This window comes from Luteimonas sp. A649 (genome assembly GCF_054072735.1).
In genome coordinates, this window is record NZ_JBSVRQ010000001.1 from 484,659 (window position 1) to 507,754 (window position 23,096).

The window sequence follows — 23,096 nt, forward strand, 5'->3', positions numbered from 1 at the left end:
GGGGTGGGGCGGCCGGGGGAGTTTACCGCGTCCGTTCAGCCTGCGCGGTAGGGGTCGTCGATGCCCATCCCGGCCAGGATGTCCCGTTCCAGCTGCTCCATGGCCTCGGCCTCGACGTCGTCGCCGTGGTCCCAGCCCAGCAGGTGCAGGGTGCCGTGGACGGTCAGGTGGGCGTAATGGGCCGCGAGCGGCTTGCCCTGCTCGCGGGCCTCGCGGGCGATGACCGGGGCACAGAGCACCAGGTCCCCGAGCAGCGGCATGCGCACGCCCGGCGGCAGCTTGATGCCTTCGTCGAGCTCGGCGGGGAAGCTGAGCACGTTGGTGGCGTAGTCCTTGCCGCGGTAGTGGCGGTTCAGGGCGCGGCCTTCCTTCGCATCCACCAGGCGGATGGCCAGGTCGGCCTCCAGGATGCGGCCGGCCAGCGCAGCGGCCACCCACTTGCGGAAGCTCACCGAGGCCGGCAGCCCTGCGCGGGGCAGGGCATAGCCGACGGACACGTCGAGGCGGACCGGACCCTTGGTCATGGCCGGCAGTCTACGCCGGACCGGTGGACGCGTCCTGCGCGTCGCGGCGGTCGTAGGCGTTGACGATGCGGGCCACCAGCGGATGCCGGACGACGTCGCGCGATTCGAAGAAGGTGAAGCTGACGCCTTCGACATCGTGCAGTACGTCGAGCGCGTCGCGCAGGCCCGACTTCACCTGCTTGGGCAGGTCGATCTGGGTGAGGTCGCCGGTGACCACCGCCGTGCTGCCGAAGCCGAGGCGGGTCAGGAACATCTTCATCTGCTCGATGGTGGTGTTCTGGGCTTCGTCGAGGATCACGTAGGCGTCGTTGAGCGTGCGTCCGCGCATATAGGCCAGCGGTGCGATCTCGATGACGTTCTTCTCAAGCAGCCGCAGCACGGTTTCCACGCCCAGCATCTCGTAGAGCGCGTCATACAGCGGCCGCAGGTAGGGATCGACCTTCTGCGACAGGTCGCCGGGCAGGAAGCCGAGCTTCTCGCCGGCCTCCACCGCCGGGCGCACCAGGACCAGCCGCTGCACCCGCGATTCGTTCAGGGCCTCGACCGCGCTGGCCACGGCCAGGAAGGTCTTGCCGGTGCCCGCTGGACCCACGCCGATGTTGATGTCGTGGGTGGCGATCGCGTGCAGGTACTTCTGCTGGTTCGGGCCGCGGCCGCGGATGGTGCCGCGCTTGACGCGGATCGCGACGTCCTGGGGCACGAAGTCGGCGTCGGCATCGCGAGTGGTGGCGGGGCGGGTCGCTTCCTGGTCCTCGCGCGCGGCGCGGGCGGCGTTCAGGCGCAGGTGGATGCCGTGGCCGTCGAAGGTCTCGGTGGCGGCTTCACGGTACATGTCGCGCAGCAGGCGCTCGGCCGCGTCCACGCGCGCGGCATCCGTGCCGCTGACCCGGAAGACGTTGCCGCGGTTGGCGATCTCGACGCCCAGCGCCAGTTCGATCTGGCGCAGGTGTCCGTCGAACGGTCCGCTGAGGTTGGCCAGCCGTTCGGTGTCGGCGGGGTCGAGGGTGAAGTCGCGCTGGTGGGGATTGGGCATGCGGGAAGCGTAGCGCGGAAGCCGTCGGTAGGCGTCACGTGTTCTTGATTGATCGGCCGTGCGATTCCGCGAGCCATCGGCGCACGAGCAGCACCAGGCCGATGCAGGCGAGCAGCACGGAGCCGCCCAGCCAGATCCAGCCGACCGGACCGGCCGTGCCGCCATCGCGCACGAGGTAAAGCCAGGCGCGGGCCAGGCCGAGCGCGCCCAGGCCGCAGAGCCAGAGGCCGAGGGGATCGAAGCGGCGTCCTCGCGCCGCTTTCGTCGGTCCTGTCGGACGGCTCACGGACGCGCCGCTCAGGCGATCGCCGGGACCGTTGCGTCGGACGTGGCCACGCGCCCCCGCAGCGAATTGGTGAGGGCGTCGGTGATCACGACGTCGACGAACTGCCCGACCAGGCGCGGGTGGCCCGCGAAGTTCACCGGACGCATGTTCTCGGTTCTCCCGGTGAGTTCGTTCGGATCCTTGCGGGACGGTCCGGTCACCAGCACCTTCTGCACGCTGCCCACCATCGCCTGCGAGATGCCGGCCGCGCACGCGTTGATACGCGCCTGCAGCTGCGACAGGCGCGCGTGCTTGGCCTCGCTGGACACGGTGTCCTCGAGGTCGGCGGCGGGCGTGCCGGGGCGGCGCGAATAGATGAAGGAGAACGACTGGTCGAAGCCCACGTCCTCGATCAGCTTCATCGTCTTTTCAAAATCGGTATCGGTCTCGCCGGGGAAGCCGACGATGAAGTCCGACGAGATCGAGATGTCCGGGCGCACCGCGCGCAGCCTGCGGATCTTCTGCTTGAACTCCAGCGCGGTGTAGCCGCGTTTCATCGCCGACAGGATCCGGTCACTGCCCGACTGCACCGGCAGGTGCAGGTAGTTGGCCAGCTGCGGCACGTCGCGGTAGGCCTCGATCAGCGAATCCGAGAACTCCAGGGGGTGCGAGGTGGTGAAGCGGATGCGGTCGATACCGTCGATCTCGGCGATGGTGCGGATCAGCAGGCCGAGGTCGGCGAACTGCGGCCCGGCCGGGGCCGTGCCGTCATCCCCGGCGTCGGCAGGCGCGAAGGGGCCGCGATAGGCGTTGACGTTCTGGCCCAGCAGGTTCACCTCGCGCACGCCCTGCGCGGCCAGCTGCATGACCTCCACCAGCACGTCCTCGAACGGCCGGCTGACCTCCTCGCCGCGGGTGTAGGGCACCACGCAGAACGAGCAGTACTTGCTGCAGCCCTCCATGATCGAGACGAAGGCGCTCGGGCCCTCGGCGCGCGGCTCCGGCAGGCGGTCGAACTTCTCGATCTCGGGGAAGCTGATGTCGACCTGGGGCAGGCCGGTGTCACGGCGGCTGCGGAGCAGCTCCGGCAGCCGGTGCAGGGTCTGTGGGCCGAAGACGAGGTCGACGTAGGGCGCGCGCTTCACGATCGCTGCGCCCTCCTGGCTCGCCACGCAGCCGCCCACCCCGATCAGGACCGGCCGGCCGTCGCGCTTCAGGTGCTTCCAGCGGCCCAGCTGGCTGAAGACCTTTTCCTGCGCTTTTTCGCGGATCGAGCAGGTATTGACCAGGATCACGTCGGCTTCTTCGGCCTTCGTGGTGAGTTCGAATCCGTCGGACGCGGCCAGGACATCGGCCATGCGGGCCGAGTCGTACTCGTTCATCTGGCAGCCGTGGGTCTGGATGAACAGCTTGCGCGGAGTGGTTTCGCGGGTCATGGAATTTCCGGGGGCGGCGGTCAATCCGGGCCGGGGCGCGCAGTTTACAGTCCGATGGCCGTTCCGGCGGGGAGGCGGCGTTTCCTCGGACGGCGTCACGGTTCCGGCCCTTGGCAAGGCCCCCGCAAGATAGGAGACTGCGCGCGATGGAGGGGCGGGGATGAATTGCTACGGTAAAGCCACGGGTTTCGCCGTGTTGGCGACGATCGGCCTGGCCGGCATGGTGATGGCCGCGCCAGCCGTGGCCGGGACCATCTACCGCTGCGAAGCCGGTGACGGCGTCACGAGCTACGTCAGCAAGCGCATCAAGGGCGCCGACTGCAAGGTGGCCAGCACCTATCGCCCGAGCCGTCCTTCGCGTCCCAGCCAGCCGTCGACCGCCCCGGCCGCCGTCGGTGCGGTGAGGGCTTCGGCCGCGGTCGAGGGTTCGCCTGCCTCGCTCAATGCCAATGCGCCCGCCACGTTCATGGGGTCGGGAGCGGCTGCGGCGCCCGCCACCGTCTCGGTGCCTTCGGCGCCGTCGGCAGGTTCGGGCTCGCGGCGCCTCGTCCAGGGCCAGGTCTATTCCTACGTGAAGGACGGGGTCCGCCACTACACCAGCCGCAAGCCCAGCGGCGGCGGTGCCAGCGCGCTGCGCACCATTTCCTACAGCTTCTTCGAGACCTGCTACGCCTGCGGGTCGCCGGGGCTCAACTTCGGCAATGTCCGCCTCAACACCATCGCCTACGATGCAGAGGTCAAGGCCGCGGCCACGGAGTTCGGCGTGGAGGAGGCCATCATCCGCGCGGTGATGCATGCCGAATCGGCGTTCAATCCCAACGCCCTTTCGCGCGTCGGGGCCCAGGGCCTGATGCAGCTGATGCCGGCCACCGCGGACCGCTTCGGGGTCACCAACGCCTTCGACCCGTCGCAGAACATCCGTGGCGGCGTGAGATACCTGGCCTGGCTGCTCAAGCGCTTCAACGGCGACCTGACCCTGGCCGCGGCCGGCTACAACGCGGGCGAGGGCGCGGTGGATCGCCACAAGGGCGTGCCGCCCTACAACGAAACCCGGCGCTACGTCGAGCGCGTGGGCGTCCTGGCCGATCGTTACCGCGGTCACCTGGCGGCGAACTGACTGGTCGCAGGGCACGGAACGTTGTCCCCTGAATCGGCGTTCCGCTACACTTCATTGTCTTTGACGGCGGGCACCCGGTACCGGGTGTCCCGTCTGTGGCAGCCAAAACAACAGCGACCGGACGACATTCGGAGTGGTGATGGGCAATGAAGGGGTTCTGGATCCTGTCGAGGGGGGCACGGTCGACAACGGCCGTCGCCGCTTCCTGACAGCCACCACCGCGGTGGTCGGCGCCGTGGGCGTCGGCGTGGCCGCGGTTCCGTTCGTCAAGAGCTGGTTCCCAAGCCAGCGCGCGCAGCTCGCCGGCGCGCCGGTGACCGCCGACATCAGCGCGCTGGGCGTGGGTGAGCGCCTGATGCTGGAATGGCGCGGCCAGCCGATCTGGATCGTCAAGCGCTCGCAGGAAATCCTGCAGTTGCTGCCGACACTCGATGACCAGCTCCGCGACCCCAGGTCGGAAAACCTGGAGCAGCAGCCGGAGTACGTCCGCGAAGCCAACCCGGAGCTGCGCTCGCTGAAGCCCGAGATCTCGGTGCTCGTGGGCCTGTGCACCCACCTCGGCTGTTCGCCGGAAATGGTCGCCGAGATCCGCCCGGCGCCGTTCGACCCGAACTGGAAGGGCGGCTACTTCTGCCCCTGCCACAAGTCGAAGTTCGACATGGCCGGCCGCGTCTTCTCGGGCGTGCCCGCTCCGACCAACCTCGTGGTGCCGCCGCACCATTTCGTCGACGACAACACCATCGTCATCGGCGTCGATCCGCAGGGGGCCGTGTAAGCCATGTCGAACGTGATCACGCGCACCGCCAACAACGTGATGGACTGGGTCAACGAGCGTGCGCCCGGCATGATGCCGATGTACCGCAAGCACATGACCGAGTACTACGCGCCGAAGAACTTCAACTTCTGGTACTACATGGGCTCGCTGGCCATGCTGGTGCTGGTCAACCAGATCGTCACCGGCATCTTCCTGACGATGCACTACAAGCCGTCCGCCGCCGAGGCCTTCTCGTCGGTGGAATACATCATGCGCGACGTCGAGTGGGGCTGGCTGATCCGCTACATGCACTCCACCGGCGCATCGCTGTTCTTCATCGTCGTCTACCTGCACATGTTCCGCGGGCTGATGTACGGCAGCTACCAGAAGCCGCGCGAGCTGGTGTGGATCCTGGGCATGCTGATCTACCTGGTGCTGATGGCCGAGGCCTTCCTGGGCTACGTGCTGCCCTGGGGCCAGATGTCGTTCTGGGGCGCGAAGGTGATCATCTCGCTGTTCGGTGCGATCCCGGTGATCGGCGGCGGCCTCGTGGAGTGGATCATGGGCGACTACCTGCCCAGCGACGCCACGCTGAACCGCTTCTTCGCACTCCACGTGATCGCGCTGCCGCTGGTGCTGCTGCTGCTGGTGGTCCTGCACCTGGGCGCGCTGCACGAGGTCGGGTCGAACAACCCCGACGGCGTCGACATCAAGAAGGGTCCGAAGGGCAACCGCTGGGACGCGACCAAGCCGGCAGACGGCATCCCGTTCCACCCCTACTACACGGTCAAGGACCTGGTGGGCGTGGGCTTCTTCCTGATGATCGCGGCCTTCATCATCTTCTTCGCGCCGGCGTTCGGTGGCTGGTTCCTGGAACATGACAACTTCACCGAGGCCAACCGCCTGGTGACGCCGGAGCACATCAAGCCGGTCTGGTACTACACGCCGTACTACGCGATGTTGCGCGTGATCCCGGACAAGCTCGGCGGCGTGCTGGTGATGTTCGGCGCGATCGCGATCCTGTTCCTGGTGCCGTGGCTCGACCGCGCCAAGGTGCGCTCGTACCGGTACCGCGGCTGGATGTCCAAGGTGCTCCTCGGCCTGTTCGCGCTCAGCTTCTTCTGGCTGGGCAAGATCGGCGCCGGCCCCGGCACCGATCCGGTCGAGACCATCGTCGGCCGCGTGCTGACCTTCTTCTACTTCGCCTTCTTCATCACCATGCCGCTGTGGACCAAGCTCGATTCCACCAAGCCGGTCCCGGAGCGGGTGACCACGCATGACTAAGCCCATGACCCTGATCACCCGCGCCACGGCCTTCGCGGCCGCCATGCTGCTCTCGTTCTCGGCACTGGCCGCGGCGGGCGGCCCGCTGCAGCACGCCGGTACCGATCTCGGTGACACGGCCTCGTTGCAGCGTGGTGCGCAGCTGTACATGAACTACTGCTCGGCCTGCCACTCGCTGAAGTACCTGCGCTACTCGCGCATGGCCGAGGACCTGGGCCTGACCGAGGACGAGGTGATGGAGAACCTCAACTTCACCGGCGCCAAGTTCGGCGAGCAGATCCTCACCGCGATGCCTGCCGAGGGCGCCGCGCAGTGGTTCGGCACCGTGCCGCCCGATCTCAGCCTGACCTCGCGCGTGCGCGGGGGCGACTGGATCTTCAGCTACCTCAAGTCGTTCCACATCGACGATTCGCGCCCGCTGGGCTGGAACAACACCGTGTTCCCCAACGCCTCGATGCCGAACGTGCTGTGGGAACTGCAGGGCATCCAGCAGCCGGTCTACGGCGGCAAGGACGAAGCCACCGGCGACCCGTTGATCGAGCGCCTTGAAATCGCCACCCCGGGCAGCATGGATCCGGTGCAGTTCGACCAGGCAGTGCGCGACATCACGGCCTTCCTCGAGTACGCGGGCGAGCCGATTGCCCTCAAGCGCGAGGCGATCGGCGTCTGGGTGATGCTGTTCCTTGCGTTCTTCACCTTCCTGGCCTGGCTGTTGAAGAAGGAATACTGGAAGGACGTCCACTGACTTCGGGGGGATTGGTTCGATGATGGCAGCGAGTCCGCGCATGCGTAATGCACTCACGCTTTTTTCCTCCGTCGACGACGTCCTCTGCCACCGCGTGCGGCTGGTGCTCGCGGCGAAGGGCGTCACCTACGATCTGATCACGGTGGATCCGAAGGATCCGCCCGAAGACCTGATCGACCTCAACCCCTACCACTCGGTCCCGACACTGGTGGAGCGCGACCTCGTGCTCTACGCCTCGAGCGTGGTCACCGAGTACCTTGACGAACGCTACCCGCATCCGCCGCTGATGCCGGTCGACCCGCTGTCGCGGGCGCGGCTGCGCCTGGCGATGCTGCGCCTGGAGCACGATTGGGTTCCCGAGGTCCGCGCGATCCAGACCGGCACCAAGGCGCAGGCCGATGCCGCGCGCAAGCGCCTGAAGGACCTGGTGACCGCGTCGGTGCCGCTGTTCAAGGCCTTCAAGTTCTTCTTGAATCCGGAAATGAGCCTGGCCGACTGCGCCATGGCGCCGATCATCTGGCGCCTGGATTCGCTCGGCGTGCCCTTGCCCAAGGATGGCAAGGCGATCGAGGACTACGGCAACCGCATCTTCCGCAACCCGGGCTTCACCCGGAGCCTGACGCCGCAGGAGCGCAACCTGCGCGACCTGCCGGGTTGAGCGGTGCCCGCGTTAGAATCCCGGCATGAATGACGTGTCGCGGATGACCAGCCATCGCCCGTACCTGCTGCGGGCGCTGTACGAATGGATCGTGGACAACGGGATGACGCCGCACCTCCTGGTCGACGCCACCCGCCCGGGCGTGCGCGTGCCCGCCCACACAGTGAAAGATGGCCGGGTGGTGTTGAACGTGGCCGAGCGCGCCGTGGCCCGCCTGGACATGGACAACGAAGCGGTGACTTTCACAGCGCGCTTCGGCGGCGTCAGCCATCCCGTGCTGGTGCCCGTGGGCGCAGTGCTCGCGATCTATGCGCGCGAGACGGGGCAGGGCATGGCCCTGCCGGAAGAGCAGCCTGGACCCGGAGGCGGGATGACAGGCGAAGCGGCCGGCGACGGCGTGGCTGATGACGACCCCGCGGCGCGCGGCGGTGCGTCTGGCAGCGAGGTGATCCTCGGCGTGGTTCCGGGCGGTGCGGGTGACGGCGACGTCGATCGCACCCCGCCGGACGGCGATGACGGCGGCGATGACGATGGCACCTCGCCCCCGCGCCGCGGCGCGCACCTGCGCGTGGTGAAGTAGCCCGCGCTCAGTCCTTGCCGGGGAGCGTCGCCGCCACTGCCGGCGCGGGTCCGGTCAGCGACATCAGGCGCCGCCCATGGAAGACCATGCGCCCGCGATTGCGGTCCGTGCCCTCGTGCGAGTACTCGAAGCGGAAGCTGCGCTCCAGGCCCAGGCGGCCATCGCTGCGGCGCCGCAGGCGAAGGCCGGTGGCATGCACGGTCTGGTCCAGCAGCTGTACGCCGGCGGCGCGGCAGGCGGCGCGCCCCACATCGGTAGCGTATTCGCTTGCGGCGCGCGCCGCGTTCCACCACGCGTAAGCGAACGCGGCGGCTATCATGAGCAGGATCAGGCTGGGCATGGATGTGCAATCTGGGGCCAGCCCCGACTTTCGGCAAGCCTTTGCGTGGGCTTCACGCACCACATCGCAGTTTCCGTCGCATGAACACCATCCGCCAGGCCGACGAGGCCCTTGACCTGCCGTCGCAGCCACCCGTGGACCGATCGGTCGCGGCCACCGTGGTCCGCCCGGCGCTGCCGCGCTACGTGCTGCGCGGCGTGGGCGGTGCCGGCTTCGGCCGCACCTTCCCGCTGGTCGGGCCGACGGTGCTCGGGCGGGCACCGGACTGCGGCATCCATCTTGACCATCCCGGGGTGTCCCGCCACCACGTGCGGCTGACGCCGACCGACGAGGGGCTGCTGGTGGAGGACCTCGGTTCGACCAACGGCTGGCTGCTCAACGAAACGCCGCAGCAGCGCGGGTGGGCACGCCACGGTGACGAACTGGGTTTCGACGTGCTGCGCTTCCGCGTGGTCGCGCCCGGCGCGGTCACGCAGCAGCAGGCGCCCGGGCGCAGGGCGCGGGGCGGGGCATCGGCGTGGTGGTGGGTGGCCGCGCTGGGCGTGCTGGGCGCCGCCGTCGCGCTGCTGCTGCGCTAGGCCGGCGGCGGCCCGAGCTTCAGCGACAGGTCGACGGCCTGCACGTGCTTGGTCAGCCCACCGATGGAGATGCAGTCGACGCCATCGGCGGCGATCGCGCGCAGCGACTGCAGGTCGACGCCCCCCGAGACTTCCAGCGGGATCCGCCCCGCGGCGATGCGCACGGCCTCGCGCCGGGTCGCGGCATCGAAGTCGTCGATCAGGATGCGGTCACAGCCGGCATCCAGCGCGGCGCGCAGTTCGTCCAGCGTTTCGACCTCGACGATCAGCGGCAGGCCGGGCTGGCTGCTGCGCGCAGCAGCGATGGCCGCGGTGATCGAGCCGGCGGCGCGCACGTGGTTTTCCTTGAGCATCACCGCGTCGTAGAGGCCCATGCGATGGTTGTCGCCGCCGCCCACGCGCACCGCATACTTCTGCGCGATGCGCAGGCCGGGCAGCGTCTTGCGGGTATCGAGGATGCGCGCACGGGTGCCGTGCACGGCGTCGACGTGGGCGGCGACCGTGGTTGCCGTGCCCGACAGGGTCTGCATGAAGTTGAGCGAGGTGCGTTCTGCGCTGACCAGGGCGCGGGTGCGGCCGCGCAGCGTGGCGAGCACGGTGCCGGCCTGCACGCGGTCGCCCTCGGCCACGCGCCAGTCGATCCCGACGCCCGGGTCGAGCGCCCGATGACAGGCATCGAACCACGGCCGGCCGCAGACCACGGCGTCTTCCTTGCACAGCAGGTAGGCGGATTCGGGCGCGTCGGGGAGCAGGGCGGCGGTGACATCGCCGGTGCCGAGGTCTTCGGACAGCGCGCGTCCGATGTCCGCGGCGACGATGTCGGCCGGCGGCGGAGCGAAGACTTCGCCGGCCCCGTTCATGCGCCGGGGAAGTCCGGAACCTGCGCGGTGGCGATGGCCTCGTCGGCCAGCAGCACCGGGATGCCGTCGTCGACGCGGTAGGCCGTGCGCCGGTCGCGCGTGACCAGGGCCTCGCGCAGCGTCGCGGCCTGCGCAGTATCGTCGCCGCGGACCACGCCGCCGGCGGCGATCGCGCGGTTCAGCGCGTCCAGGCCCGCGGGTTCGAGCAGCGCCAGCGGCTGGCGGCTGGCGGGGCAGACAAGGATGTCGAGCAGCTTGCGGTCCATGGCGGTACGTCGCGGCGTGGGGCCGCTAGAATACGTCTTTGCCACCGGGGACGGCCAATGACCGCCACCAGCAGTTCGCCCGTCGTCGGCGTCGTGATGGGTTCTCGATCCGATTGGGACACCATGCAGCACGCCGTGCAGAAGCTCGAAGAGCTCGGCATCGCGCACGAGGTCCGCGTCGTGTCCGCGCACCGCACGCCCGACGTCCTGTTCGAGTACGCCGCCACGGCGCGCGAGCGCGGCCTCAAGGCGATCATCGCCGGCGCCGGCGGTGCCGCGCACCTCCCCGGCATGCTGGCGTCGAAGACCGCCGTTCCGGTGCTTGGCGTGCCGGTGCAGTCGAAGGCGCTCAACGGACTCGACTCCCTGCTGTCGATCGTGCAGATGCCGGCGGGGGTGCCGGTCGCTACCTTCGCCATCGGCAACGCCGGCGCGGCCAACGCGGCGCTGTTCGCCGCGGCGCAGCTCGCGGCCGCCGGCGATGCCGACGTCGCCGCGGCGCTCGACGCCTTCCGCAAGCGCCAGACCGACGACGTCGCTGGCAACGACGACCCGCGGCGATGACCACCGTCGGCATCCTCGGTGGCGGACAGCTGGCGCGCATGATGGCGCTGGCCGGTGCACCGCTGGGCCTGCGCTTCTCGGTCATGGACACGAGCACCGAGGCCTGCGCCGGCCAGTTCGCGCCGCTGGTGGTGGGCGACTACCGCGATGGCGCGGCCCTTGCCGAGTTCGCGTCCGGGATCGACATCGCCACCTTCGACTTCGAGAACGTGCCGGCCGAGTCCGCGCAGTGGCTGAGCGAGCGGGTGCCGATGTTCCCCAACCCGCGCGCGCTGGGGACCAGCCAGGATCGCCTGGCGGAAAAGACGCTGTTCGGCGAACTTGGCATTCCCGTGCCCGGCTATGTGGCCGTCGACACGCGCGAGGACCTGGATGCCGCGGTGGCGAAGCTCGGTACGCCTTGCATCCTCAAGACCCGGCGCCTGGGCTATGACGGCAAGGGCCAGTTCCGGATCCGCGCAGCGGGTGATGCAGGCGCGGCGTGGGAAGCCTTGGGGACGCAGGCCGGGGCCGGAGGACTGATCCTGGAAGCCTTCGTTCCCTTCGAGCGCGAGCTGAGCGTGGTTGCCGTACGTGCCCGCGATGGCGAGTTCCGTACCTGGCCACTGACCGAGAACTGGCACGTGGATGGCGTGCTGTCCGCCAGCCTCGCGCCGGCACGCGTCGCCCCGGAGCTCGAGGCCTGCGCCGTCGGATACGCTCGCGCGCTGGCGGAAGCGCTGGACTACGTTGGCGTGTTCGCGCTGGAGCTGTTCTGCCGCGACGGGGTCCTGCTCGCCAACGAACTCGCGCCCCGCGTGCACAACTCCGGGCACTGGAGCATCGAAGGCGCCGAGACCTCGCAGTTCGACAACCACCTGCGTGCCGTGCTCGGCCTTCCGCTGGGCGCGACGCGGGCGCTGGGGCGAGCCTGCATGCTCAACTGGATCGGCGAGATGCCTTCGCCCGGCCCCGTACTGGCCGAGGCCGGCGGGCACTGGCACGACTACGGCAAGGCTGCACGCCCCGGCCGCAAGGTGGGCCATGCCACGCTGCGTGCGGACTCCGACGAAGACTTGGCCGGTGCCCTGGAGCGGGTCGGCGCGGCGCTGGGTCGCCAGGCGCAGGTGGCACCTGTTGCCGCCCGCCTGCGGGAACCGCGCGAGGCCACGTTCGCCCCGCAGCTGTAGGAGCAGCTACAGCTGCGATCTCAGGTGGTCGCAAGTCGCAGCTATAGCTGCCCCGCCGACCTCAGGTTCGAAGCGACGAAGGTCCAGTCGACCAGCTTCCAGACCGCATCGACGTAGCGACCGCGGGCTTCGCGATAGTCGAGCAGGTAGGCGTGCTCCCACAGGCTCAACCCGAACAGGGGCCGGTCCTCGCCGGTGATCGGTGACGCGGTATTGGCCGTCAGCGCCGGGGTGACCGAGCCGTCCGGCCGCTGCAGCAGCCAGATCCATCCGGAACCCTGCAGTGAGGTGGCCATCGCTGCGAACTGCGTGCGGAACCGTGCGATGTCTCCGAACCGGCGCGTGATGGCTTCGGCCAGCACGCCCTGCGGCTCGCCGCCACCGCCACCCGCGGCCGGCTTGAGACAACGCCACTGGAACGCCAGGTTCCAGGCCTGTGCAGCGTGTTGCTGCAGTGCGCCCTGGGCGCCGCGCACGAGGTCTTCGAGGCTGGCCGCGCCCATGCCGGCAGCCGGCGCGAGCGCGTTGACCGCCTCCACGTGTGCGCGGTGATGGCGGCCATGTTGAAGATCGAGGGTGTCACCCGAGATATGGGGTTCGAGCGCGGTGCGGTCCCAGGGCAGGGCGGCAAGTTCGATGGCCATGGACGCTACAATAGCGCGATCCCCATCGTGCGCTGCCGGCTCCCGGCCACGCGCCCAGAACGTCGGAGCAGACATGCCCATCATCGAACGCATCCAGGCCCAGATTTCAGGCCACCCGATCGTCCTTTTCATGAAGGGCACGCCGCAGTTCCCGATGTGCGGTTTCTCCAGCCGCACCGTGGGTGCCCTGCGCGAAGCCGGCGCCGACATGGCGACCCTGCACAGCGTCAACGTGCTCGAGGACCCCGAGGTCCGCGCCAACCTGCCGCGCATCTCCAACTGGCCGACGTTCCCGCAGCTGTTCATCCATGGTGAGCTGATCGGCGGTTGCGACATCACGATGGAGCTGTTCGAGTCCGGTGAGCTGGCACGCATGGTCGCGGAGACGCAGAAGGCGTGAGCACGCCCGCGGCCGCCGCGGGCGCGCCGGCCGCGTTGGCCGGGCGCGTGGTCCTGGTGACCGGTGCCCACGGCGGGCTGGGTGCGGCCGCCGCCCACGCCTGCGCGCGCGCGGGCGCGACCACCGTGCTGCTGGGGCGCAAGGTGCCCAAGCTCAACCGGGTCTACGACGCGATCGCGCGCGACCCGGCGGGCCTGCCGGAGCCGGTCAACTATCCCTTCGACCTTGCCGGCGCGGAGTACGGCGATCATGTGGAGCTGGCGGAGCGCATCGGCGCCCAGCTCGGGCGCCTCGATGGCCTGCTGCACTGTGCCGCCGACTTCGCCGGGCTCACCCCGCTGGAACATACCGATCCGGGCAGCTTCGCCCGGACCCTGCATGTCGACCTTACCGCGCGCTGGTGGCTGACCCAGGCCTGCCTGCCGCTGCTGCGCCGGGCGTCGGATGCCTCGGTGGTGTTTGTGCTCGACGACGACGTACCCGCCGCCTACCGCGGTGCCTATGGGATTGCCCAGCACGGGCAACGCGCGCTGCTCGACACCCTGCACGCCGAGCACGCCAGCGGCCCGGTCCGCTTCCACGGCCTGCGCCCGGGGCCGCTGCGCACGCCGCTGCGCGCGCGCTCGCATGTCGCCGACGAGGACCGGCGCGCCCGTGATCCCGCCGTGGCGGCCGAGGCCTGCGTCACCCTGCTGTCTGCCGCGGGTGCGGCCCACCGCGGCGAGGCCTGGGCGCTGCCGCGATGACCATCGCCTCCGCGGCGCTGCTGCTGTTCCTGATCCTGGATCCGCTGGGCAACATCCCGGTCTTCCTCAGCATCCTGCGCCACCTGCCGCCGAAGCGGCAGCGAATCGTGCTGGCCCGGGAACTCCTGATCGCGCTGGGCGTGCTGATGGTCTTCCTCTGGGTCGGCAAGCACGCGCTCGAGGTCATGCACCTGCGCCAGGAGTCGGTGTCGATCGCGGGCGGCATCGTCCTGTTCCTGATCGGCATCCGCATGATCTTCCCGCCCCCGGAGGGCCTGATGGGCGAAATCCCGGGCGGCGAGCCGTTCATCGTTCCGCTGGCGGTGCCGCTGGTTGCGGGCCCCTCGGGCATGGCCGCCGTCATGCTCATGGGGACCCGGGAGCCGGACCGCCTCTGGGAATGGAGCCTGGCGCTGATGATCGCCTGGGGTGCCACCGCTGCGATCCTGTTCTGCGCCCCCTACCTGTACCGTTTGCTGGGCGCCCGCGCCCTGACCGCCGTGGAGCGCCTGATGGGCATGCTGCTGGTGGCGATTTCAGTGCAGATGCTGCTCGACGGCCTGTCCTCCTACCTGGGCGGCCTGGGGTCGGTTTGAAACAGTCATCCCGCTGTCATACAGACGGGCTACCGTGTTAATCTGTCGTTAACCGCTGCCGCTCTGGCGGTCGCGGCGTGAGTGGGAACCCACCCGAAGTCATCCTCCCGTGCCGCCTGGCGCGATCCGTTTTCCTTGCCAAGAGTCCAGCCATGACCCGTCGCAACGCCCTCCGTGTGTCGAAACTTTCGCTCGGCCTCATCGCCGCGCTTGCCGCCGCACCCGTCCTCGCCCAGAGCGCCACGTCCGCAGGCGTGGGCGGCGTCGTACTGGGTAGCGACGGCCAGCCGGTCACGAACGCAGAAGTCACGATCGTCCACGTTGAATCCGGCACCACCAGCCGCGTGACCACCGACGCCAGCGGCCGCTACAGCGCCCGCGGCCTGCGCGTGGGCGGCCCGTACGAAATCGTCATCACCAAGGCCGGCGCCGGCACGAGGACCGAGGACAACGTGTACCTTGGCCTGAATCAGGCCAACACCGTCAACGCCCAGCTCACCGGCGACGTGACCACGCTCGGCACCGTGACCGCGGTCGGCGTGGCTGGCGGCTCCGAGATCTTCAGCGCCACCAAGATGGGCACCGGCACCAACCTCAACAACGATGCCATCGAAGCGCTGCCTTCGGCCAGCCGCAACATCCAGGACTACATCCGCCTGGATCCGCGCATCTCGCAGGTCAGCAAGGCCGACGGCTCGATCTCGGCCGGTGGCCAGAACTCGCGCTTCAACGTGATCCGCATCGACGGCGTCAGCAACTCCGATCCCTTCGGCCTCGAAGCCAACAACATGCCGACCGAGCGCCAGCCGGTCTCCATGGACGCGATCGAGGAAATCCAGATCGACCTGGCCAACTACGACACCACGATCTCCGGCGGTACCGGCGCGGTGGTCAACGCCGTGACCAAGTCGGGTACCAACGAATTCCACGGCAGCATGTACTACGCGCTGCGCGACGGCGACTGGGTCCGCAGCGAGCTGCGTGGCGTCGAGTTCAACGGCTTCGACAAGGAAGAGACCTACGGCCTGACCTTCGGCGGCCCGATCGTCAAGGATCGCCTCTTCTTCTTCGCCAACTACGAGCAGTTCAAGCGCGCGCGCCCGGGCACCAGCCTGTCGGGCACCCCGTACGGCGATGGCGACATTGACGACGGGCACATCGCACGCGTGGTGGCAGCGGCCCAGGGCTTCGGTTTCGACCCCGGCAGCCTGAACCCGCCGAGCGTTTCCGAGACGGACATCGAGGAATACGCGGTCAAGCTCGACTGGAACATCAACGACAACCACCGCGCGGCCCTGCGCTACAGCAAGACCGAGGAAATCGTGCCCAAGCTGGTGGGCTTCGGCGGCAGCAGCGTCTCCCTGTCGAGCTACTGGTACGACCAGAACAAGACCTTCGAAAGCACCGTCGCCGAGCTGTTCAGCGACTGGAGCGACAATTTCTCGACCGAGTTCAAGGTCTCGCAGCGCGACTACTCGTCGATCGCCGAGACCTACGCCAACCTGCCGACCATCTTCATCGACAACGTCGGCCCGGGCCAGGACAGCATCAACCTCGGCACCGAGCGCAACCGCCACGCCAACGTCGTGGACACCGAGCAGCTGACCGTGTTCGGCGCCGGTACCTGGTACGTCGGCGACCACACGCTGAAGTTCGGCTTCGACTACGAAGACAACGACATCCTCAACTTCTACGGCCGTGACGTGAACGGCGTCTGGACCTTCGACAGCCTCGAGGACTTCGAGGCCGGCAACGCCCTCAACTACCAGCTGCGGGCCCCGCGTCAGGGCGGCAGCATGGCGGACATCCCGGCGGCCTACTCGTTCCAGAACACCGGCCTGTTCGTGCAGGACACCTGGGCGGTCAACTACAACCTGAGCCTGATGTTCGGCCTGCGCGTGGACATGCCGGACTTCGGCAACTCGCCGATCTACAACCAGCGCATCGAGGACATCTACGGCCTGGACAACACCGTCACCGTCGACAAGGAGCTGTGGCAGCCGCGCTTCGGCTTCAACTACACCTTCGACAGCGAGCGCCCGACCCAGCTGCGCGGCGGCATCGGCCTGTTCCAGGGCGGCAACCCGAACGTGTGGCTCGCCGGTCCGTTCCAGAACACCGGCCTGAACTTCGATTCGTACAACATCACCGGCGACGATGTTCCCGACTTCGATCCGACCGTCCCGCCGACGATCCCGGCCGGTGGCGGCGCCTCGGCACCGCGCATCACCGCCGACATCATGGAGCCGGGCCTGGCCCTGCCGTCGATCTGGAAGGCCAACCTGGCGTTCGACCACGAGCTGCCGTGGTACGGCCTGGTGGCGTCTGCCGAGCTGCTGGTCACCAAGAACAAGAACGCGCTGTGGTTCGACCGCATCGACATCGGTGACGCGACCCGCTATGGCCAGGACGGCCGCGCGATGTTCTGGAATGCCGCCGGCTACGATCCGGAAAGCATCTCGGGCAACGGCATCAGCAACGGCCGCAACGGGGCGGGCAACCGTGCCAACCGGCACCCGGAAGTCGACCAGGCGATCGTGATCCGCAACACCGACAAGGGCTCGGCCCGCCAGCTCACCCTGGCGCTGTCCAAGCCGGTCGTCGACCAGTGGGGCTGGACCGTGGGCTACACCCACACGTCCGCCACGGAGTTCAGCCCGGCGACGAGCTCGCAGAACTCGTCGAACTGGAACAACACCCTGGTGATGAACTCCAACAGCCCGGTGGGTTACAACTCCCGCTATGCCATCAAGGATCGCTTCACCGCGGCCCTGACCTGGCAGAAGGCGTTCTTCGGCGACAACATGACCACCGCCGGCCTGTTCTATGAAGGTCGCTCGGGTCGTCCGTTCAGCTACATCTACTACAACGACTTCAACGGCGACAGCGCCGGCACGAACGACCTGTTCTACGTGCCCGCCGGCCCCGGCGACGTCGAGTGGGTGGGCGGCACCGCGATGGAACAGCGCTTCTTCGACTGGATGGCTACCAACGCTCCGGAGCTTGAGCGCTACCGCGGCCAGGTGGCCCCGGCCAACGCCTTCCGCGCCGGCTGGACCAACAGCTTCGACGTCCGCGTGAGCCAGGAAATCCCGATGTTCTTCGAAGGCCACAAGGCCGAGATCGCCCTGGACATCATGAACGTCGGCAACCTGATCGATAAGGACTGGGGCCTGATCGACGACTACGGCTTCTTCTCCACCCGCCGCGTGGCCAACTACGCGGGCATCAACCCGGAGACCGGCAAGTACGTCTACAACTTCAGCGGTTCCACCGACAACTCCGGCATCCAGGAGAACAACGGCGACGGCATCAACACCGCCGTCTCCCGCTGGTCGGTCATGCTGAGCGTGAAGTACAAGTTCTGATCCCACGCGCGAAGCAGTAAACGGAACGGCCGGGCATGTCCCGGCCGTTCCCGTTTCCAGGGCTGGAGGCATTCCCGCAGGCAAGCCGGGGTGCGCTAGAGTCGTTGCCCGAAAACGACGATGACAACAAGAAGAAGAGAAGACAGATGACCCACGCAACAAGCCCCGAAGCCACCACCCTGCCCACCGTCGACGCCCGCATCTATCCCCGGGGCGGACTTGACGTGCTTTCGCGCGAGGAAGTGGCCCGCCTCAAGGACGCCTCGTCCGGTGGCCTGCATGACCTGCTGCGCCGCTGCGCGCTCGCCGTGCTGACCAGCGGCAGCGCCAACGACGACCCGCGCGCCGCGCAGGAGATGTACCCGGATTTCGACATCCAGGTGCTGCAGCAGGACCGCGGCCTGCGCATTGAACTCAAGGCCGCCCCGGCCATGGCCTTCGTCGACGGCGAGATCATCCGCGGCGTCGCCGAGCTGCTGTTCGCCACCGTGCGCGACCTCGCCTACATGTCGATCGAGCTCGGCCCGGAATGCGCGGCCGACCTGGAGTCGTCCGCCGGCATTACCGATGCCGTGTTCGGCCTGCTGCGTAACGCCCGCCTGCTGTACCCGTCCGACCCCAACCTGGTGGTCTGCTGGGGCGGCCACTCCATCAACCGCGTCGAATACGAGTACACCAAGCTCGTCGGCTACGAACTCGGCCTGCGCGGCCTGGACATCTGCACCGGCTGTGGACCGGGCGCCATGAAGGGTCCGATGAAGGGCGCCAACATCGCCCACGCCAAGCAGCGCCAGCGTCGGCCGCGCTACATCGGCATCACCGAGCCGGGGATCATCGCGGCCGAATCGCCGAACCCGATCGTCAACCAGCTGGTGATCATGCCGGACATCGAGAAGCGCCTTGAGGCCTTTGTCCGCGTCGGCCACGGCATCATCGTGTTCCCCGGCGGCGTCGGCACCGCCGAAGAGATCCTCTACCTGCTCGGCCTGCTGCTGCGCGAGGAGAACGCCGAGCTGCCGTTCCCGCTGATCCTGACCGGTCCCGTGGCGTCCGCGCCGTACTTCGAGCAGATCGACAAGTTCATCCGCCTGACCCTGGGCGAAGCCGCCACCGAGCGCTACGAGATCATCATCGGCGACCCTCAGGCGGTAGCCCGCCGGATGTCGGTCGGCGTGAAGCGCGTGCGCGAAGCGCGGATCGCGCACAAGGACTCGTTCTATTTCAACTGGGGGCTCGACATCCCGCTGACGTTCCAACAGCCGTTCGTGCCGACGCACGAGGCGATGGCGGGGCTGGACCTGCACCATGGGCGGAAGCCGCATGAGCTGGCGGCGGATCTCCGGCGGGCGTTTTCCGGGATCGTGGCGGGGAACGTGAAGGAGGACGGCATGCGCCGGATCGAGGCGTATGGGCCGTTCCAGATCCATGGCGACAAGGACATGATGGAGTCGTTGGATGCGCTGTTGCGGGCGTTTGTGGAGCAGCGGCGGATGAAGATCAGTGGGGAGTACAAGCCGTGCTATGAGGTGGTGACCTGAGGGAGCTCAGGCCGGCTGCTTCCGGATGCGGAGCGTCGCGACGAACTCGTCGGGTCTGGACGAGGTTTCCAGCGAATCCCCATCGCCGGTCATCGCCTCGAGCCGTGCGCGCACCGCCGCCAGTCCGATCCTGTGCCCGTGGGGAGAGGGTTGGCCGCCCGAAGGCACGGAGTTGCGTACGGTGACCGTGATGAAACCGCCCGTGGATTCGACGTTGATCCCGATGCGTCCGCCCGAGCCGCCGGACTCGACACCATGCCGGATCGCATTCTCGACCAGCGGCTGGACCGAGAGCGCGGGCAAAGTGGCGGCCTGCAGCTCGGCATCGGTCGCGGAGATCTGCCAGCGCAGGTCCAGGCGTTCGCCGAAGCGAAGCGCCTCGATTTCCAGATAGCGCTGGGCCAGCGACAGCTCTTCACCCAGTGACACCTCGCTACGCCCGGACAGTGCCGCCCTGAAGAGGTCGGATAGATCCAGCAGCAGCCGCTCGGCCTCCTGCGGCCTGCTGTGGACCAGCGCGATACCGGTGTTGAGCGTGTTGAAGAGGAAGTGCGGACGGACCCTGGCCTGCAGGGCCTCCAGTTCCGCCTGCTTCGCGCGCACCGCCATCTGCCGCACGTGCCAGTGGCCGCGGAAGGCGGCCAGCGCGAGCATGCCCACGGTCAGCGCCATGATGGTGAGCTTCAGCGCAATCGCCAGCCAGCCACCCTTGGGCGCCGGCCAGATGTCGTGGAGCACCAGCCAGCCCAGGCCGGTGACCAGCCACGTGCTCAGCAACAATGAACCCAGCGCGATCCGGGCCACCTGCACCGGGCTTGCGCGGGCGAGTCCCCGGCGCCCCAGGAAAAGCAGGCCCATGGCCATCAGCGCGATCCACTGGATCGCGAACGAGGCCATGCCGAAGTAGGCAAGGCGATCGCCCCCCACTCCGGGTGCAAGGGCGAGCACTACCGCCAGGGCCTCGCCTGCGAGCACGATGCGGATGACCGTGCCTGCCTGCCACAAGGTGTCCAGAGGACGGATAGGCGGTGCGTTCGCGGCGGGGCGGGGCGGGTGCATCCGTCGAGTTTAGCCACCCGTGGCCCGGATCGCGCCGCTCGTCCTGAAGTGCTGGAGCCAAGACCCGTCGCGGACTAGCGTATTGCGTCCAGAGGGGGAGCTGCATGTCGAACACTGCAACAATCGCCGCCGGCTCCGTCGCTGGCCCTGGCCGCCAGTGGCGGCAGTCAGGCTTCACGCTGGTGGAGTTGATGGTCACGCTGGCGGTGGTGGGCATCCTGGCAGCCGTGGCAGTTCCGGCGATGACCTCGATGATCAATGGCAGCCGGCTCACCGGCAACGCCAGCGAGCTGACGGCATCGCTGCAGCTGGCGCGCTCGGAAGCCCTGCGCAGGAGCTCGAGCGTGACGATCTGCGGCACCAGCGACGGCACCACCTGCGGCGGCGACTGGAGCCGCTGGATCGTGACCGGCACCGAGAACGTCACCGGGGCCACCGTCGTCGTCCAGGACGCCGGCGTGACTTCGGATTCGGTGCAGGTCGACGGCCCGGTAAACGGCCTGGTCTTCCGTTCGTCAGGCCTGTTGGCGCCGAACCCCGTCCCGAACCAGAACCGGCTGACGGTCTGCGTGCCCACGGATTCGCCCGCGGACAACCAGCGGCGCATCACAGTGATGATCAGCGGCACCGTCATCAGCGAAAAAATGAACGGAGGAGGCGCGTGCCCATGAGTCGAAATGCCAGGACGGGCTGCATCCAGCGCCCGCGGCCGCAGCCCGTGGCGTGTGGCGCCAGGCGCATGCGCGGCGTCAGCCTGATCGAAGTGCTGGTCTCTGTGGTGATCATCGCCATCGGCCTGCTCGGCATCGCGGCCATGCAGTCGATGGCGCTGCGCGGCGCGCAGAGCTCGCTGGAAAGCAGCCAGGCGGTGATGCAGACCAACTCCATCATGGAGGCCATGCGCGCCAACCGGTTCAACGCGGCCCAGTACAACACCGCCGGCATGGAGTGCGACGTTCCGGCCGGCGGAACGCTGGCGCAGAACGACCAGCGCGACTGGATCAGCGCGCTCAAGGATTCGATCGGGCAGGGCGCCGCCGCCGACACCACCACGTGCGGCCAGATCACCGATTGCCCGGATGACTGCGTGGTGACCGTTCAGTGGGATGACGCCCGCGCCGGCGGCGCCCAAACCCGGCAGGTCGTGACGGAGTCGCGCATATGAGGACGGCCACGCACAAGCGGATGGCGGGCCTGAGCCTGATCGAGCTGATGATCGCGATGGTGCTGGGCCTGATAGTGATGGGCGCTGCGTTCGCGGTCTTCATGTCCAACCAGAGAACCTTTGGTGCGAACGAAGGCATCAATCGCATCCAGGAAAGCGCGCGGGTGGCGTTCGAACTCATGTCGCGCGACATCCGCGCGGCCGGCGGATCGGCCTGCTCGAACATGTCGGTGGTGGAAACCGCGACTACGGAGTCGGTGGCGTTCCGGGACACGCCGGTCAGCGGTGGCGCGGACAGCCTGACCGTGGTTTCCGGCGACGACACTGCCTATCGGATCACCGCGTCCAGCGCCACCTCGGTGACGCTGGATCCGCAGCAGGTCGACGATGCGACCGAGGTCTTCAGCACTGACGACCTGCTGCTGCTGTGCAATGCCCGAAAGACGTTCCTGGTCGAAGCCACGGGCGTCAGCACGACCACGGTGACGTTCGCGGAGCTGCCGGGCAGCTACGACCCGATGGACGACGAGTTCGCACCGCCGGCCGCGGTTGTCCTTGCACGGTTCCGCGACGTCAACTGGTCGGTCGGCGCCAACACGCGCGGCGGCAGCTCGCTCTGGGTGAGCCGCGGCGGCGCTGCGGCCGAAGAGGTCGCCGAAGGCATCACGGACCTGGATTTCGAGTACCTGGAGCAGGGCGGCGGCGCCTATACCACCGCCCCCGACTGGGCCAACGTCGTCGCCGTTCGCATCACCATGACCCTGCAGGGCGCGGACATCGACGGCCAGCAGCTGACGCGCACGGCGTCGAACGTGGTCGCCATGAGGAGCCGGACCCTATGAATCCTGTCCTGCGGAAGAACGGGCGCCTGCCCGCAAGGCGCGAGCGCGGCGTTTCGCTGGTTATCGTGTTGGTGTTGCTGGTGGCCACGTCCCTGCTGGGGATCGCGGTCCTGCGTAGCACGGCCATGCAGGAGCGCATGAGCGCGAACCTGCGTGATCGCAGCCTGGCCTTCCAGGCAGCCGAGTCCGCGCTGCGCTATGCGCAGGAAGTGGTGCTGGCCGGCAGCACCTGGGACACGCAGATCCCCACGGATGAGGACTGCACGAACTTCAGCGTCTGCACCCTTGATCCGGACGATCCGGCCACTGTCGATTTCGTGCCGCCGTGGGTGGCCGTCCCGGCCGACCAGTACGATTCCGTGCGTCTGGCGGCTGCTCCGGAATACTGGATCGAGTATCTGGGTACCGGACCCGGACGCAAGGGCAGCTGCGACACGCTGCCGCCCTCTCTGGACTGCCAGAGCCCGATGTTTCGAGTCATTGCGCGCAGCCGCGCCGAAGGCCGTGCCGACGTCATGCTGCAGGCCAACATCATCAGCCGTATCCCGGACCCGGGGACTTGAAC

General features: G+C 68.3%; 27 protein-coding genes. 18 read left to right on the forward strand and 9 right to left on the reverse strand.

Going from position 1 to position 23,096, the window contains the following annotated elements; all coding sequences use genetic code 11:
* Positions 1–35: 35 nt before the first annotated feature.
* From ybeY to miaB, 4 genes are read right to left on the reverse strand one after another with little or no spacing between them, the layout of a single operon-like run.
* Positions 36–524 carry an rRNA maturation RNase YbeY gene (gene ybeY, locus ACW5E8_RS02310; RefSeq protein WP_456963889.1) on the reverse strand — a complete coding sequence of 163 codons (489 nt, stop codon included), beginning with the start codon at positions 522–524 and terminating at the stop codon, positions 36–38.
* Between the two features lie 10 nt (positions 525–534).
* The gene (locus ACW5E8_RS02315; RefSeq protein ID WP_456963890.1) at positions 535–1,557 is read right to left on the reverse strand and encodes a PhoH family protein; all 1,023 of its coding nucleotides are present in this window, start codon (positions 1,555–1,557) and stop codon (positions 535–537) included.
* Between the two features lie 34 nt (positions 1,558–1,591).
* A complete protein-coding gene (locus tag ACW5E8_RS02320; protein ID WP_456963891.1) occupies positions 1,592–1,843 on the reverse strand; it encodes a hypothetical protein in 252 nt (83 codons plus the stop codon).
* An 11-nt stretch (positions 1,844–1,854) separates the two neighbouring features.
* Positions 1,855–3,258, reverse strand: a complete 1,404-nt coding sequence (gene miaB, locus ACW5E8_RS02325) for a tRNA (N6-isopentenyl adenosine(37)-C2)-methylthiotransferase MiaB (protein WP_456963892.1) — start codon at positions 3,256–3,258, stop codon at positions 1,855–1,857.
* Positions 3,259–3,478: 220 nt separating this feature from the next.
* On the opposite strand from miaB, the gene ACW5E8_RS02330 reads away from it, so the two are divergent.
* The 6 genes from ACW5E8_RS02330 to ACW5E8_RS02355 all read left to right on the forward strand — a co-directional run bounded on the left by ACW5E8_RS02330 (position 3,479) and on the right by ACW5E8_RS02355 (position 8,396).
* Entirely contained in the window at positions 3,479–4,375 is an 897-nt protein-coding gene (locus tag ACW5E8_RS02330) for a lytic transglycosylase domain-containing protein (RefSeq protein ID WP_456965215.1), read from the forward strand.
* Positions 4,376–4,514: 139 nt separating this feature from the next.
* Positions 4,515–5,150, forward strand: a complete 636-nt coding sequence (gene petA, locus ACW5E8_RS02335) for a ubiquinol-cytochrome c reductase iron-sulfur subunit (protein WP_456963893.1) — start codon at positions 4,515–4,517, stop codon at positions 5,148–5,150.
* 3 nt (positions 5,151–5,153) lie between these two features.
* Positions 5,154–6,413: a cytochrome b gene (locus ACW5E8_RS02340; RefSeq protein WP_456963894.1), complete on the forward strand. Its 1,260-nt coding sequence runs from the start codon at positions 5,154–5,156 to the stop codon at positions 6,411–6,413.
* Between the two features lie 4 nt (positions 6,414–6,417).
* The gene (locus ACW5E8_RS02345) at positions 6,418–7,158 is read left to right on the forward strand and encodes a cytochrome c1 (RefSeq protein WP_456963895.1); all 741 of its coding nucleotides are present in this window, start codon (positions 6,418–6,420) and stop codon (positions 7,156–7,158) included.
* A 22-nt stretch (positions 7,159–7,180) separates the two neighbouring features.
* Positions 7,181–7,816, forward strand: a complete 636-nt coding sequence (locus tag ACW5E8_RS02350) for a glutathione S-transferase N-terminal domain-containing protein (RefSeq protein WP_456965216.1) — start codon at positions 7,181–7,183, stop codon at positions 7,814–7,816.
* Between the two features lie 25 nt (positions 7,817–7,841).
* Positions 7,842–8,396, forward strand: coding sequence for a ClpXP protease specificity-enhancing factor (locus ACW5E8_RS02355; RefSeq protein WP_456963896.1), 555 nt, complete (start codon positions 7,842–7,844; stop codon positions 8,394–8,396).
* Between the two features lie 7 nt (positions 8,397–8,403).
* Here the strand turns inward: ACW5E8_RS02355 and ACW5E8_RS02360 are convergent, their stop codons facing one another.
* On the reverse strand, positions 8,404–8,736 hold the full coding sequence (locus ACW5E8_RS02360; protein ID WP_456963897.1) for a DUF3301 domain-containing protein: 333 nt from the start codon (positions 8,734–8,736) through the stop codon (positions 8,404–8,406).
* Between the two features lie 80 nt (positions 8,737–8,816).
* On the opposite strand from ACW5E8_RS02360, the gene ACW5E8_RS02365 reads away from it, so the two are divergent.
* Positions 8,817–9,314, forward strand: coding sequence for an FHA domain-containing protein (locus ACW5E8_RS02365; protein WP_456963898.1), 498 nt, complete (start codon positions 8,817–8,819; stop codon positions 9,312–9,314).
* Here the strand turns inward: ACW5E8_RS02365 and nadC are convergent.
* Complete coding sequence (nadC, locus tag ACW5E8_RS02370; protein WP_456963899.1) at positions 9,311–10,174, reverse strand: carboxylating nicotinate-nucleotide diphosphorylase; 864 nt, start codon at positions 10,172–10,174, stop codon at positions 9,311–9,313. The genes ACW5E8_RS02365 and nadC overlap by 4 nt on opposite strands.
* On the reverse strand, positions 10,171–10,440 hold the full coding sequence (locus ACW5E8_RS02375) for a Trm112 family protein (protein WP_456963900.1): 270 nt from the start codon (positions 10,438–10,440) through the stop codon (positions 10,171–10,173). Before ACW5E8_RS02375 ends, nadC begins: the two co-directional genes overlap by 4 nt.
* A 57-nt stretch (positions 10,441–10,497) precedes the next feature.
* On the opposite strand from ACW5E8_RS02375, the gene purE reads away from it, so the two are divergent.
* Both purE and ACW5E8_RS02385 read left to right on the forward strand, forming a co-directional pair.
* The gene (purE, locus tag ACW5E8_RS02380) at positions 10,498–11,004 is read left to right on the forward strand and encodes a 5-(carboxyamino)imidazole ribonucleotide mutase (RefSeq protein ID WP_456963901.1); all 507 of its coding nucleotides are present in this window, start codon (positions 10,498–10,500) and stop codon (positions 11,002–11,004) included.
* On the forward strand, positions 11,001–12,173 hold the full coding sequence (locus ACW5E8_RS02385; protein WP_456963902.1) for a 5-(carboxyamino)imidazole ribonucleotide synthase: 1,173 nt from the start codon (positions 11,001–11,003) through the stop codon (positions 12,171–12,173). The genes purE and ACW5E8_RS02385 overlap by 4 nt, the downstream gene beginning before the upstream one ends.
* A gap of 41 nt (positions 12,174–12,214) precedes the next feature.
* On the opposite strand, the gene ACW5E8_RS02390 is transcribed toward ACW5E8_RS02385, so the two are convergent.
* Positions 12,215–12,817 (reverse strand): superoxide dismutase, encoded by a 603-nt coding sequence (locus tag ACW5E8_RS02390; protein ID WP_456963903.1) that lies wholly within the window; start codon positions 12,815–12,817, stop codon positions 12,215–12,217.
* A gap of 73 nt (positions 12,818–12,890) precedes the next feature.
* On the opposite strand from ACW5E8_RS02390, the gene grxD reads away from it, so the two are divergent.
* The 5 genes from grxD to ppnN all read left to right on the forward strand — a co-directional run bounded on the left by grxD (position 12,891) and on the right by ppnN (position 19,465).
* Entirely contained in the window at positions 12,891–13,217 is a 327-nt protein-coding gene (gene grxD, locus ACW5E8_RS02395) for a Grx4 family monothiol glutaredoxin (protein ID WP_456963904.1), read from the forward strand.
* Complete coding sequence (locus tag ACW5E8_RS02400; protein ID WP_456963905.1) at positions 13,214–13,963, forward strand: SDR family NAD(P)-dependent oxidoreductase; 750 nt, start codon at positions 13,214–13,216, stop codon at positions 13,961–13,963. The genes grxD and ACW5E8_RS02400 overlap by 4 nt, the downstream gene beginning before the upstream one ends.
* Positions 13,960–14,559, forward strand: a complete 600-nt coding sequence (locus ACW5E8_RS02405) for a YhgN family NAAT transporter (protein WP_456963906.1) — start codon at positions 13,960–13,962, stop codon at positions 14,557–14,559. Before ACW5E8_RS02400 ends, ACW5E8_RS02405 begins: the two co-directional genes overlap by 4 nt.
* Before the next feature lie 152 nt (positions 14,560–14,711).
* On the forward strand, positions 14,712–17,927 hold the full coding sequence (locus ACW5E8_RS02410; protein WP_456963907.1) for a TonB-dependent receptor: 3,216 nt from the start codon (positions 14,712–14,714) through the stop codon (positions 17,925–17,927).
* A gap of 146 nt (positions 17,928–18,073) precedes the next feature.
* Positions 18,074–19,465 (forward strand): nucleotide 5'-monophosphate nucleosidase PpnN, encoded by a 1,392-nt coding sequence (ppnN, locus tag ACW5E8_RS02415; protein ID WP_456963908.1) that lies wholly within the window; start codon positions 18,074–18,076, stop codon positions 19,463–19,465.
* 6 nt (positions 19,466–19,471) lie between these two features.
* Here ppnN and ACW5E8_RS02420 read toward each other — a convergent pair whose 3' ends face one another.
* A complete protein-coding gene (locus tag ACW5E8_RS02420) occupies positions 19,472–20,470 on the reverse strand; it encodes a sensor histidine kinase (protein ID WP_456963909.1) in 999 nt (332 codons plus the stop codon).
* 158 nt (positions 20,471–20,628) lie between these two features.
* On the opposite strand from ACW5E8_RS02420, the gene ACW5E8_RS02425 reads away from it, so the two are divergent.
* Genes ACW5E8_RS02425 through ACW5E8_RS02440 form a run of 4 tightly spaced genes read left to right on the forward strand, consistent with a single transcriptional unit; the run spans position 20,629 to position 23,094 of the window.
* Positions 20,629–21,195 (forward strand): GspH/FimT family pseudopilin, encoded by a 567-nt coding sequence (locus tag ACW5E8_RS02425; RefSeq protein ID WP_456963910.1) that lies wholly within the window; start codon positions 20,629–20,631, stop codon positions 21,193–21,195.
* Positions 21,192–21,689 carry a type IV pilus modification protein PilV gene (gene pilV, locus ACW5E8_RS02430; protein WP_456963911.1) on the forward strand — a complete coding sequence of 166 codons (498 nt, stop codon included), beginning with the start codon at positions 21,192–21,194 and terminating at the stop codon, positions 21,687–21,689. The genes ACW5E8_RS02425 and pilV overlap by 4 nt, the downstream gene beginning before the upstream one ends.
* Complete coding sequence (locus ACW5E8_RS02435) at positions 21,686–22,531, forward strand: prepilin-type N-terminal cleavage/methylation domain-containing protein (protein WP_456963912.1); 846 nt, start codon at positions 21,686–21,688, stop codon at positions 22,529–22,531. The genes pilV and ACW5E8_RS02435 overlap by 4 nt, the downstream gene beginning before the upstream one ends.
* Entirely contained in the window at positions 22,528–23,094 is a 567-nt protein-coding gene (locus ACW5E8_RS02440; protein ID WP_456963913.1) for a pilus assembly PilX family protein, read from the forward strand. Before ACW5E8_RS02435 ends, ACW5E8_RS02440 begins: the two co-directional genes overlap by 4 nt.
* Positions 23,095–23,096 lie beyond the last annotated feature (2 nt).